Below are 12,440 nucleotides of genomic sequence, written 5' to 3' on the forward strand. Positions count from 1 at the left end.
ATTGCCCCTCATGACGACAAAGATCCAGATCGTGGTCGAAGACGACGGAGCCGGACAGCGACTCGACCATTATCTTGCCGCGAGGCCGGAACTCGGCGCGATGAGCATCTCGCGCACCCGGATAAAGGGCCTGATCGAAAGTGGGCTGGTCTGGCTCGACGAGGCGCCGGCCCTGATTCCGAAAACGAAGATGCGGGCCGGGCAGATCGTCGAGATCGAGGTGCCAGAAGCCGCGCCCGCCGAGCCGAAGGCGGAAAAAATTCCACTCGACATATGTTTCGAGGACGAATTTCTCATCGTGCTCGACAAGCCGGCCGGGCTCGTCGTCCATCCCGGCGCGGGTCACGAGACGGGAACGCTTGTCAACGCCCTGATTGCCCATTGCGGCGATTCGCTTTCCGGCATTGGCGGGGTGAAACGGCCCGGCATCGTCCATCGGCTCGACAAGGACACGTCCGGCCTTTTGGTGGTCGCCAAGACAGATGCGGCCCATCAGGGCCTGTCGAAACTCTTCGCCGATCATGGCCGCACCTTGCCTTTGACCCGGGAATATCTTGCGATCTGCTGGGGCGCGCCGGAGCGGACCAGCGGGACGATAGACGCGCCGCTCGGGCGTCACGCCATCCAGCGCGAGAAAATGGCCGTCGTGTCCGAAGAGCGCGGACGCGAGGCCGTGACCCATTGGCGGCTGTTGGAGAAATTCGGCGCCGACCGCGAGGGCCGGCCGGTCGCGAGCCTGATCGCCTGCGCGCTGGAGACCGGGCGCACTCATCAGATTCGCGTCCATCTCAGCTCGATCGGCCATCCCCTGCTCGGCGACGAGGTCTATGGCGCCGGCTTCAAGACCAAGGCGAACCAGTTGAGCCTCAAGGCGCAACAAGCCCTCGCGGCGCTCGACCGCCAGGCGCTGCATGCCCGCGCGCTCGGCTTCGAACATCCGATCACCGGCGAGGATTTATTGTTCGAGAGCGATCCGCCCGCGGATTTCGCCGCGCTGGTCGAGGCTTTGCGCGCCAGCTGATCAGCCGATTTCAAGTAAGGCGGTCGCCGGGCCGGTCCGTTCAAAACCCTGCGCCACGAGACGGCCGCTCGCCGGATTTGCCATCATGACCAATCGCGTATTGGCGACATGGATCGGCGGCCGCATCCAGTCGAGCGACCAGTCCGGCTCTTGCCGCAACAGGGCGCGCATGGCGGCGCGGCGCGGCAGGCTGACGCGGTCGCGCGGCCCCCCGCGCGGACCCGGACAACTCGCCCAATGATTGGCGGCGGCCGGCTCCGGCGCGGTGAAAGCCTGATGCTCGGTGCGTTCGATAACAACAGTCTCGCCGGGCTTCGCGCCGGCAAGGGTGAATATGGCCGGAATGCAGATCGGCGTCTGACGCAGCAGCGCAACGGCGGCGTCAAAATTCTCGCAAGTATCGAAGGCGAGCCGCAGCAAATGACTTGGCGGCGTTTCGCGCGAGGCGCCGACGCGCCATCGGGCGAGAGGCCAACCGAGCGCCTTGCCGAACGGACCCGGCAGGGGCGGCTGGTTGATGGCGGCGGCGAAGCGGCCCGGCGCGAAGCCGGTGAGGACGCCGGCATAGCCCGGCCAGGTCAGGCTGACGTAAGATCCGGCCACGCCCTGCCGGCGCGTCGCGACCAGGGCGCGGCCCAATCCGTCGAACGGCCAGTCCAAAGTCCGCAGCAATGTCGGCCCGCCGTGGCCGGGATCCTCCGCCGCGCCGGAGGTGCAGCCCCATTCATAGGAATAATTGAGCAGATAAGCGCCGGGGCGCCCCATGGCGCGGTCCACCCCTTCGATCGCCTCGCGCAGCGGCGTCGCGGCGCGCCGCGCCCAGGCGCGGCTGATCTTATCGGCGGAGCGCAGCCCTAGCGGCGTATAGGTTCTGCGCGCCGAGGCGAGGAGGAGGCCGAGCCGTCCGGGTTCGGCGCGCAAGGCGGCGACCGCCGGTTCGTCGTCGGGGGCGACGTCAATGAGCGGAATCGGCGGGCGTTGTTGTTCGGCCATGCGGACCTCGATTTGCCGGCGCAACGCCGACAACGCGCAAAGTCCATAATTGGGAACGAATTTGCCGAGTTTAAGGGGAAAGGCCTTCGGCGCCCTTCAATCGGGGGCGAAGGAAATCCGCCGCGCCGCCAGCGCGCGCCATCTGTTGGCGAGCAGCCGTCCGGCTTTCATCCCCGGCCGCTCGACCAACAGATAGGTGGTCGCCGTCAGGAGGACGACGACGAGTGCGACGAGCGGCAGCAGCACCGGCAGAAAGGGCGTTGGAAAAAGTCCGGTCAGGGCGCCGCCGAAAGTGAACAAGGCGAACAGGACGATGCCGTGGGTGAGATAGATTCCATAGGAACATTCACCGAGAACGAGAGCCGCTTTCGTCGCCAGAAGCCCGCCCATGTCATTGCCGCTGGCGACCGCGAAGAAAAACAAGGCGAGAAGCGGCCAAGCGAGGTCGAGCGGGGTTTTGAACAGGATCATCGAGGCGAGCAAAGCCGCGAGCGCGGGCAAGGTCATCGCCGGCGCTCGAAGCCGGGCGGCGAGCGCGGGCCGGCTTTGCGCCTCGAAGGCCAGCATGCCGGTGCCGAACAAAGGCAGAAATTTCGAGAAGCCGAAATCGTGCAGAACATGCCGGAAAACCACGCCGACCAGGATCACGGCGAAAGGCAGCGCCCAGCTTGGAAGCTTCCCGCGCGACAGATCCATGGCGATGGCGCAGACCGGGAGGACAGCGAGATAGAACAGCCATTCATAGGTCAGCGACCACAGAACATAGGCGTTCACCCGCCCGGAATCCTCATAGCCGAGCAGCGGCGGCATGCCGGCGGCGAAAATCCAGCGCAGCGCCGCGCCGGGAAAATCGGCGTCGAGGCCATGTCCCGTCCGCAGCATGACGACCAAAGTGACCAGGACGAAGGCGGCAATGCTCATCGGGACGAGGCGGAACACGCGGGTGATATAAAGCGCCGGCCAGGAATTGGCGCGGAATCCGGCGAGAATCCTTGGATAGAACAAAAGGCCGGTGGTCATGAAGAAAAGCGCGACGCCGGTTGAGCCCAATTGTTCGAAAAAGTTGATTTTCAGTTGCGCCCAGGTCCCGGTGATCCGGGTCATCTGGAGCCACACCGCGAAATGATGGACCATGACGGAGAGCGCGAGGAAGCCGCGCAGCCCATCGATCTGGCCGATTCTCTTTTCGCGGGAGGGCAGGGGGAAGCCGGCGTTGGCGAGAACATGGCCGGTCGCCATGGCGACGCCAAAGGCGGCGACGGCGCCGGCGCAAACGCCGAGAACGGGAAGAGGCATCGAGGGCGCCGCTATTCTGATCGACCTGTCGGCGGCGCGGTCACGCCGCCGCCGCCACCGCTTCGCACACGTCGTTGACGATCTGTTCGACCAGGGCGCGGTCGTCGCCTTGGGCCATGACGCGAATGACGGGCTCGGTGCCCGAGGGGCGGATCACCAGCCGGCCGCCGGCGCCGAGCTTTTCCTTGGCCGCTTCGATCGCCTTGGAGACATTGGCGGCCTCCAGCGGCTTGCCGCCCTTGAAGCGCACGTTTTTCAGGATTTGCGGCAGGGGATCGAAGGCGTGGCAGACTTCCGACACCGGCCGGCCGCGCCGCTTCACCACCGCCATCACCTGCATGGCGGCGACCAGGCCGTCTCCGGTGGTGGAATAATCCGACAGGATGACATGGCCGGACTGCTCGCCGCCGATGTTGTAGCCATGCTCGCGCATATGTTCGAGCACATAGCGGTCGCCGACCGGGGTGCGGGCGAGCGACAGGCCGATCGACTGAAGATAGCGCTCCAGCCCGAGATTGGACATGACAGTGGCGACGATGCCCGGCTGCGACAGGCGGCCCTCGGCTTGCCAGTCCTGGGCGACGACGGCCATGAGCTGGTCGCCGTCCACCAGATGGCCGTTCTGGTCCACGATCAGCACCCGGTCGGCGTCGCCGTCGAGCGCGATGCCGATATCGGCGCGCAATTCGCGGACCCGGCGCGAAAGCGCCTCGGGCGCCGTCGAGCCGACTTCGCGGTTGATGTTCATGCCGTCCGGCTCGACGCCGAGCGAAAACACTTCCGCGCCAAGCTCCCAGAGCGCTTCCGGCGCGACCTTATAGGCGGCGCCATTGGCGCAATCGACCACCACCCGCATGCCCTCGAAGGACATGCTGCGCGGCAAAGTGTGCTTGGCGAATTCGACATAGCGCGCGCGCACGTCGTCCACGCGGCGGGCGCGGCCGAAATCGGCGGGTTTGGCGAGCTTGGCGGCCATGTCGGAATCGATCAGGGCCTCGATCCCCGACTCGACCTCGTCCGAGAGCTTGTAGCCCTGCGGGCCGAACAGTTTGATGCCGTTGTCCTCGAAAGGATTGTGCGAGGCCGAGATCATCACGCCGAGATCGGCGCGCATCGAACGGGTGAGCATGGCGACGGCGGGCGTCGGCATCGGGCCAAGCAGGAGCACGTCCATGCCGACCGAGGTGAAGCCGGCGACCAGGGCATATTCGATCATATAACCGGAAAGCCGCGTGTCCTTGCCGATGACGACGCGGTGACGGTAATCGCCGTTTTGAAAAATGAGTCCGGCGGCCTGGCCGACCTTGAGGGCGAGGTCCGGCGTGATGACCCTGTTGGCGAGGCCTCTGATGCCGTCGGTGCCGAAATATTTGCGGCTCATCGCGGAAGCTTCTCCATATGGCGCGGGTGAATCGGTCAAATCGGCCGGAATATAGACGAACTTTGACGCAGCCGCGTTCACATTGCTTATACAGCTATAACAGCGCCGCGAGAAGTCAGCGAAAACCGAAGGGGCCGCGCGGTGAAATCGGTCGATTTCACCGCGCGGCCGCCGTTTCAACGGCTGGAGAGCCAGCCCGTCAGGATTGGGGTGCGGGGGCGAGGCCCGGATCGCTGTCCGGACCGGTCCAGTTGGACTTGCCGGCGGCGGGGATGGGCGAGCGCCGGGGGCTGGCCGGGGTGTCGTCCGGCGACTCGCGCTTGGGCTCGATGCCCTTCAGCAGGCCCATGATCTCATCGCCTGTCAGGGTCTCATATTCGATCAGGCCCTTGGCGAGCTTTTCGAGTTCGTCGCGCTTCTCGGTGATGATCCGGCGCGCCTCGGCCTGGCCGGCCTCGACGAGGCGGCGCACCTCGCTGTCGATCTTCTGCGAAGTGGATTCGGAAATATTCTGCTGGCGGCCCATGGAATAGCCGAGGAAGACCTCTTCCTGGTTTTCGCCATACATCACCGTGCCGAGCTCGTCGGAGAAGCCCCAGCGGGTCACCATGGCGCGGGCGAGCTTGGTCGCCGCCTCGATGTCGCTCTGCGCGCCGGACGTGACCTTATCCTTGCCGAAGATGATCTCTTCCGACACGCGCCCGCCCATCAGCACCGCGAGGCGCGAGGTCATCTGCTCATAGCTCATCGACAATTTGTCGCGTTCCGGCAGCTGCATGACCATGCCGAGCGCGCGGCCGCGGGGGATGATCGTCGCCTTGTGGACCGGATCGGTCGCCGGAACATTGAGGGCGACAATGGCGTGGCCGCCCTCATGATAGGCTGTCAGCATCTTTTCGTCCTCGGTCATGACCATGGTGCGGCGCTCGGCGCCCATCATGATCTTGTCCTTGGCGTCCTCGAACTCGTCCCCGGTCACCACGCGCTTGCCGCGTCGCGCGGCGAGCAGGGCGGCCTCGTTGACCAGATTCATCAGGTCGGCGCCGGAAAATCCGGGCGTGCCGCGCGCGACGACCTTGAGATCGACGTCGGGCGACAAAGGCACCTTGCGCGCATGGACCTTGAGGATCTTCTCGCGGCCGATCACGTCCGGATTGGGCACCACGATCTGGCGGTCGAAGCGGCCGGGGCGCAGCAAGGCGGGGTCGAGCACGTCGGGGCGGTTGGTCGCGGCGATGAGGATGATGCCCTCATTGGCCTCGAAACCGTCCATCTCGACCAGAAGCTGGTTCAGCGTCTGCTCGCGCTCGTCGTTGCCGCCGCCCAGGCCCGCGCCGCGATGGCGGCCGACCGCGTCGATCTCGTCGATGAAGATGATGCAGGGCGCGTTTTTCTTGGCCTGTTCGAACATGTCGCGCACGCGGCTGGCGCCGACGCCCACGAACATTTCGACGAAGTCCGAGCCCGAAATGGTGAAGAAGGGCACATTGGCCTCGCCGGCGATGGCGCGGGCGAGAAGCGTCTTGCCGGTGCCGGGCGGGCCGACCAGCAGCACGCCGCGCGGGATGCGCCCCCCCAGGCGCTGGAATTTTTGCGGATCCTTCAGGAATTCGACGATTTCCTGCAAATCCTCCTTGGCCTCGTCCACGCCCGCGACATCCTCGAAGGTCACGCGGCCGTGGGCCTCGGTCAGCAGCTTGGCTTTCGACTTGCCGAATCCCATAGCCTTCCCGCCGGCCCCCTGCATCTGGCGCGACAGGAAAATCCACATGCCGATGAAAGCGATGAGGGGCAGGCCGTTGACGAGCAGGGTCACCAGCCAGCTATTGCCGTCAGACGGCGGCTTGGCGGTGATCTGGACATTCTTCTTGTAAAGGCTGTTGACGAGCGACGGATCGTTCGGCGCATAAGTCGAAAAGGCCTTGCCGTCGCTGTAATGCCCGGCGATTTCCGAACCGGAAATGGTGACGTCGCGGATGCGGCCCTGGTCGGCTTCGGTGAGGAGCTGGCTGAAATTGATTTCCTGGGTCGGCGCGTGCTCGCTCGGCTTCTGGAACAGAACCACCAGAGCGACCACCAGAAGCACGATGATCACCCATAAAGCGAAATTGCGGAAATTCGGATTCATTTGCTTTCCTGCGGAGCCTCTCCGGTCGAGCGTCGCTCGCTTGCGTTCTTACGATATTTAGGCCCGGCAAGCGGGCTTGCCAAGTGAAGTCAATCGTCAATCGGACGGAAGGCCGGGAAAATCGCTCGTTCGGGCCGCCACGCTGGAGGTCGGCGCGCCGCGGCGGCGCTCCTTTTCCTTGTGTAGCGACAAAAGGCCGCGCGCGTCGAGACGCGCCGCGCAGCCGCCGAGCGTCGCCCGCAACGGCTGGCCGTTTTCGCGCGCCAGCCGCAGATTTTTGGCGAAAACTTCCAGCCGTTCCAGCCGGGCCGGCGCCGCGCCGGCGATTTCGGCGAAAATCAGCGCCAGAAGACGTTCCAGAACCGCCTGCGGCGCGCCTTCGGCCGGGCGCAGATCGAATATATTGCGTTCCGGCCCTTTTGTGCGTGCGAAAACGTCGCGCGCCGCCCATTCGATGGCCTCGTCGGCCTTGCGCGCCCGTTCGGCGAGCTTTTCCAGGCGCTCGGGCGTAAGGCCGAGTTCATGCAGGGCGGGCGCGACGGCGCGCCAGCGGGCGCGGGCGAAAACGGGGTTGGCATTGGCCGGATCGTCGAAAAAATCCTGGCCCTCGCGCCGGCAGAAATCGATCAGCGCCTGTTTGCTTAAGCCCAGCAGCGGCCGGACGAGCCGGCCGCCGCGCATGATCTGGTCGCGGGCCATGCCGGAAAGTCCGGCGATTCCGCTGCCGCGCGCGAGGCGAATGAGAAGCGTCTCCCATTGGTCGTCGGCATGATGGGCGGTGGCGACCGCTTGCGCGCCGATCAAGCGCGCATGGTCGAAAAGCAGGGCGTAGCGGGCCTCGCGCGCCTTTTCCTGCACGCCGGCGGCGGGTTTTGCGCCGCGCCAGACCAGAATATCGTGCTCAAGGCCAAGTTCGCGCGCCCAGCGCCCGACCTGGGCCGCTTCGGCGCCCGAATCCGGCCGCAACCCATGATCGACGGTCGCGACGCGAAGAGCGACGCCGGCCCCGGCGTCGCGCCAGCGGCGCGCGAGGCGCATCAGGGTCAGGGAATCCGGCCCGCCCGACACCGCGACCAGGAGGCCGGAGAGCCGTTCAAAGCCCGCGAACAGAGGGCCGGGGTCGAGATCGTCCTGGGTCAGCAAGAAGCCTTTCTCGCCTCGCGCGCCGCGGCGAGTTTTTCCGCCGGGGAGGCATTGGGATATTTGCGCGGCATTTCCGAGAAGAAGGCGCAGGCCTGCTCCTTGGCGCCCAAAGCGTTGAGCGAAACGCCGAGCTTGATCATGGCGTAGGGCGCGACCGGGCTCCTGGCGTAATCGGTCGCGATCTTCAGGAATTGTTCCGCCGCCTCGCGGTGGCGGTTCCGGTAATAATAGCTTTCGCCCAGATGATAGATGGCCGGCGCGATATAGCGGCTGTGGGGATTCTTCTCGACGAAGGCGGAGAAGGCCTGCTGGGCGGCGTCATAATGCTGCGACCTGAGCTGTTCGGCGGCGGCCTCATATTCGGCCTTGATCGGGTCGCCCGGCGCGGGGGCGGGCGTCGTCGCCTGAGGCATCGCGCCTGACGGCGCTTCCACCGAGGCCAAAGCGTCGGGGTTGGGGCCGCGCAGGCTGGGCGGGCGAATGTCGAGCGGCGCGCTTGCGGAGCCGCTTGAGCCGAGCGGCAGGGGCGCGCCCGGCGCATTGGGATCGGCGGACGGGTTGAAAGCGTCATGGCGGCGGCCGTTGGCGACCGTCGGCGACCCGTAGTCCGGCGCGGCGGCGGGCGCCGGAGCATCGGGCGCCGCGGGCGGCGGAACATTGGCCGCAACGGAGGGCGTGGCGCTCGGGCCGCTCAGTTCAGAACGGCGCTGCGGCGTCGCGCCGTGTCCGCCGGACCGCGCGTTTTCGTCGAAACGGGCGTCCACGTCGGTCTGGAACTTGCGCAACACGTCCTCAAGCTGCTTGACCTGGAACTGCAACTGCTCGACCTGGCCGTTCAGATTCCGCACCTGGCTTTCCAGCCGGTCGATGCGCAGCAGGGAGGATGTGTCTCGATTGGGCTGGGCGTCGCCGCCCTGATTCGGGACATTGGCCGCGGGGCGGTCGAAAAATTGCGCCCTCGCGGTTCCGGCTGCGGAAAAAAGCGCGGCGGCGATCAAGGCGGTCATCAATTTTTTGCGCGGCGCGGCGAAGCAAAGGGCGCCCGGCGACAGAATGGACATGTCTTCTCAAACCTCGGCGGGGAAACGATCGTTATTTAGCATATGTCGCCCGGCGATGAGGTGAAAAAGTGGCGTTGGCGTTGTTTTTGGGCCACAGCGAGCAAAGAAAAAGCCGGCGCTCGAAGGCGCCGGCCCGAATTCCAGCCTCGCGGCCGATTTCAGCTTTGTCCGCCCCGCAGCACGGTGACCGCGCGGCGGTTCTGCGACCAGCAGGAAATGTCGTCGCAGACCGCGACCGGGCGCTCCTTGCCGTAGGAAATGGTCTTGATGCGCGCGGCCGCGACGCCGCGCGAGATCAGATATTCCTTGACCGTTTCGGCGCGCCGGGCGCCGAGGGCGAAATTATATTCGCGGGTTCCGCGCTCGTCGGCGTGGCCCTCGATGGTGAAGGCGTAATTGGGATAGCGGCTGAGCCAGGTCGCCTGCTTGTCGAGCGTGGCCTGGGCGGCGGCGCTCAACTGGCTCGAATCGCTGTCGAAGAAGACGCGATCGCCGACATTGACCACGAAATCCTGCTGCGAGCCCGGCGTGGCGGAGCCCGCCGCGCCGACCCCGCCGCCGGCGCCGCCGCGTCCGTCGAGGCCTGCCATGTCGGTCGGGTTCTTGGCGCAGGCCCCGAGAGCCAGGGCCGTGGCGAGAACGGCGGCATATTTCAGGCCGACCATCGGGCCGAGTTTGTTCATCCGGTGCGCTCCTATACCTGAAAGCCCGCTTGCGGTCGAAGCCCGCGCCGTCCGGGCGCCGTAACGTTCTGTTCGCTTCACGCCCCGCTGCGCTTCAGGCGCGGCGGGTTCTGCCTTGAGTCCTAGACCGCGAATATTAAGCGAGCGTTTTCGTAACCTTGATGAAAGGTTATGAAATCCGGCGACTTTGTGACCTTGTTCGCTATGGTTAACAGGGCGTTCATGGCCGCAATGGGGCGTGGCGCCATTTTTTTTGGCCTTCAGCCGAGCAGTGCGCTCCAGGACGGGTCCGAGCCGAAATTCGGCGTCGGCGCCGGGAATTGGGCGCGGCCGAATATATCGGTCATGAACAGATGCGGGCCGCCATTGACGTTGCGGAAGAACATAACGAACAGGCCGTTGGGGGCCCAGGTCGGCCCCTCATTATGGAAGCTCTCGACCAGAATGCGCTGGCCCGATCCGTCGGGCTTGATCACGCCGATGGCGAATTTGCCGTTGGCGACGCGGGTAAAGGCGATATAGTCGCCCTTGGGCGACCATACCGGGGTCGAATAGCGTCCCTCGCCGAAGGAAATGCGATTCGCGGGGCCGCCGCCCGCGCTCATCACGTAGATCTGCTGGGTTCCGCCGCGGTCTGACTCGAAACAGATGCGCGATCCGTCCGGCGAATAGCAGGGCGAGGTGTCGATCGCCGAGGAATCGGTCAGCCGGGTGGTTTTGCGCGAGCGCAGGTCCATGCTGTAGAGATTGGCGCTGCCGTTCTGCTCGAGCGACATGACGACGCGCTGCCCATCCGGCGAGAAGCGCGGCGAAAAGGTCATGCCGGGGAAATTGCCGACGACTTCGCGCTGGCCGGTGTCGATATTGAGCAGGAAAACCCGCGGGTCCTCGGCGCCGAACGACATATAGGTCAGTTCCTGCGAATTGGGCGAGAAGCGCGGCGTCACCACCAGGTCCTCGCCGCGCGTCAGATAGCGCACATTGGCGCCGTCCTGGTCCATGATCGCCAGCCGCTTGCGGCGGTCCTGACGCGATCCGGTCTCGTCCACGAAGGCGATTCTGGTGTCGAAAAAGCCGGATTCGCCGGTCACCTTGGTGAAAATCGCGTCCGAGATGATATGGCCGACGCGCCGCGAATTATTGGGGTCGGTGACATATTGCTGGCCGGAGGCCTGGGTCCCGGCGCCGACGTCCCATAGCCGGAATTCGGTCTTCATTCGTCCGTCCGGGCCGCGTCCGGCGCGGCCGACGACGACATATTGGGCGCCGAGCGCCTTGAACGTCGCCAGATTGGGCGCGGCGTCGGGATTGACGCCGGCGCCGGCGGCGCCGGCGTCGATCGGATTGATGAAGACCGAGCGCTTGAAATTATTGACGATGATTGCGCTGATCGACGCGCCGCCGTCGCCGGCGAAGGGGACGATCGCTACATTGACCGGCGTGAAATTGCCGCCGCCATGCACGTCGAGATAGCGCTGGCCCGACGAGACGCGGGTGAACAGGGGGGTGAGGGCGAGCCCGCCGAGCATGGCGGCGGCGGCGCGGCGGCTGGGGGTGAATTGCATCGGGGGGTCCTGAGTTTTCGCGCGGAATTTGGGGGCTAGTTCAAGATTTCGGGGTCAAACCCGACCACCCAATCCTTCCACTGGTCATAATAGGGCAGGTATTGGGCGGGAATGCGAAGCGGGTTGCAGCGCCGCACCGCGCGCACCGCGCTTTCGGCCAAGCCCCGGAATTGGGGGTTCGACGGCGGGTTGAGCAGCACCGGCTGGCCGGCGAGCGAGCCGTCGGGCCGATAGGTTACATGGATCCTGGCGACATATTTGTCGCCGGTCAGCGGCAGATAATTCCAGCACTGCTTGTACTGCTCCTGCAGCAGAGCGTTGAGCGAATCCGACATCGAGGGCGACATGCGCGCGCCGGTCGCATGACGGGCGCCCAGGGCGGCGGCGCGGCTGATCTCGCGACCGCTGGTGAATTTCGCGTCCGGCGCCTTCTCGTCAAGCAGTTTGGCGATTTCCGAGAGATCGGGTGTGCGGCGATGTTCGCTCTCCGCGCTGGATTTCCGCTTCTGCGCCGGCTTGTCCTTGGCGTCGGCGAGCAGTTTGGCGATGTCGTCGGGCTTCGGCGGCTTGCGTGTCGGCTTCTCCTCCGCCTTGGCCTTGGGCTCGGGCTTTTCCCGCGGCTTTTCGGGCGGCGGCGGCTCGGGCGCGGGCTTGCGCTCGGCCTTTTCCGGCGGCTTCGGGCGCGGCGGCGGCCGGACGGCCTCGGCGTCCTTGCGTTCCGCTTCCTGTTTCTGTTCGGGGGGCCGCGGCGGCGTTTTCGCGACGGGCGGCGGCGGAGGCGCTGGACGCGGCGGCGGCGTGGGAGGCGACGGCGGCGTTTGATCAGCCTCGGCCTGGTCGGTCGACCGCCTCAACGGCGGGGCCGGGACCGGAACGTCACGCTTGGCCTCGGGTGGAGGCGGAGGCGGCGTCGGCTTGGCCTCGCTGCGCTCGGCGACCTTATCGGCGCGTGGCTTGTCCGCTTTCGGGGCCGTCTTCTCGCCCTGCATGATCTCGTGGAACTGGCTTTCCGTGATGGTCTCGACCGCCACTGCCTCCTCGGCGTCGGCGAATTTCTGCTCATGGGAAAAATGGACGAGCAGAAACGCCAGCAGCCCGAGATGGATTGCCGCCGAGACAAGAAAGCCAGGCTCCGAACGCGAAAACCTCACTTGGAAAATCTCACTTGG

The 12,440-nt window shown here is 65.8% G+C and carries 10 protein-coding genes; 1 reads left to right on the forward strand and 9 read right to left on the reverse strand.

What is annotated here, in order from left to right:
- The first annotated feature begins 10 nt into the window (after positions 1 to 10).
- On the forward strand, positions 11 to 1,021 hold the full coding sequence (locus tag K2U94_RS03910; RefSeq protein WP_243065955.1) for an RluA family pseudouridine synthase: 1,011 nt from the start codon (positions 11 to 13) through the stop codon (positions 1,019 to 1,021).
- Here K2U94_RS03910 and K2U94_RS03915 read toward each other — a convergent pair whose 3' ends face one another.
- The 9 genes from K2U94_RS03915 to K2U94_RS03955 form a co-directional block, all read right to left on the reverse strand.
- A complete protein-coding gene (locus K2U94_RS03915) occupies positions 1,022 to 2,014 on the reverse strand; it encodes an Ntn hydrolase family protein (RefSeq protein ID WP_243065956.1) in 993 nt (330 codons plus the stop codon).
- Positions 2,015 to 2,110: 96 nt separating this feature from the next.
- A complete protein-coding gene (locus K2U94_RS03920) occupies positions 2,111 to 3,310 on the reverse strand; it encodes an acyltransferase family protein (RefSeq protein WP_243065957.1) in 1,200 nt (399 codons plus the stop codon).
- A 40-nt stretch (positions 3,311 to 3,350) separates the two neighbouring features.
- Complete coding sequence (glmM, locus tag K2U94_RS03925; protein WP_243065958.1) at positions 3,351 to 4,691, reverse strand: phosphoglucosamine mutase; 1,341 nt, start codon at positions 4,689 to 4,691, stop codon at positions 3,351 to 3,353.
- A 199-nt stretch (positions 4,692 to 4,890) separates the two neighbouring features.
- On the reverse strand, positions 4,891 to 6,819 hold the full coding sequence (gene ftsH, locus K2U94_RS03930) for an ATP-dependent zinc metalloprotease FtsH (RefSeq protein WP_243065959.1): 1,929 nt from the start codon (positions 6,817 to 6,819) through the stop codon (positions 4,891 to 4,893).
- Between the two features lie 96 nt (positions 6,820 to 6,915).
- The gene (gene tilS / locus K2U94_RS03935) at positions 6,916 to 7,962 is read right to left on the reverse strand and encodes a tRNA lysidine(34) synthetase TilS (protein WP_243065960.1); all 1,047 of its coding nucleotides are present in this window, start codon (positions 7,960 to 7,962) and stop codon (positions 6,916 to 6,918) included.
- Entirely contained in the window at positions 7,956 to 9,023 is a 1,068-nt protein-coding gene (ybgF, locus tag K2U94_RS03940) for a tol-pal system protein YbgF (protein ID WP_243065961.1), read from the reverse strand. The genes tilS and ybgF overlap by 7 nt, the downstream gene beginning before the upstream one ends.
- Before the next feature lie 158 nt (positions 9,024 to 9,181).
- The gene (gene pal, locus K2U94_RS03945) at positions 9,182 to 9,706 is read right to left on the reverse strand and encodes a peptidoglycan-associated lipoprotein Pal (RefSeq protein WP_243065962.1); all 525 of its coding nucleotides are present in this window, start codon (positions 9,704 to 9,706) and stop codon (positions 9,182 to 9,184) included.
- A 260-nt stretch (positions 9,707 to 9,966) separates the two neighbouring features.
- A complete protein-coding gene (tolB, locus tag K2U94_RS03950; RefSeq protein ID WP_243065963.1) occupies positions 9,967 to 11,271 on the reverse strand; it encodes a Tol-Pal system beta propeller repeat protein TolB in 1,305 nt (434 codons plus the stop codon).
- A 35-nt stretch (positions 11,272 to 11,306) separates the two neighbouring features.
- Positions 11,307 to 12,422: a cell envelope integrity TolA family protein gene (locus tag K2U94_RS03955; RefSeq protein ID WP_243065964.1), complete on the reverse strand. Its 1,116-nt coding sequence runs from the start codon at positions 12,420 to 12,422 to the stop codon at positions 11,307 to 11,309.
- Between the last annotated feature and the right edge of the window lie 18 nt (positions 12,423 to 12,440).

The sequence above is a fragment of the Candidatus Rhodoblastus alkanivorans genome (assembly GCF_022760755.1).
In the GTDB taxonomy this organism is placed as follows: domain Bacteria; phylum Pseudomonadota; class Alphaproteobacteria; order Rhizobiales; family Beijerinckiaceae; genus Rhodoblastus; species Rhodoblastus alkanivorans.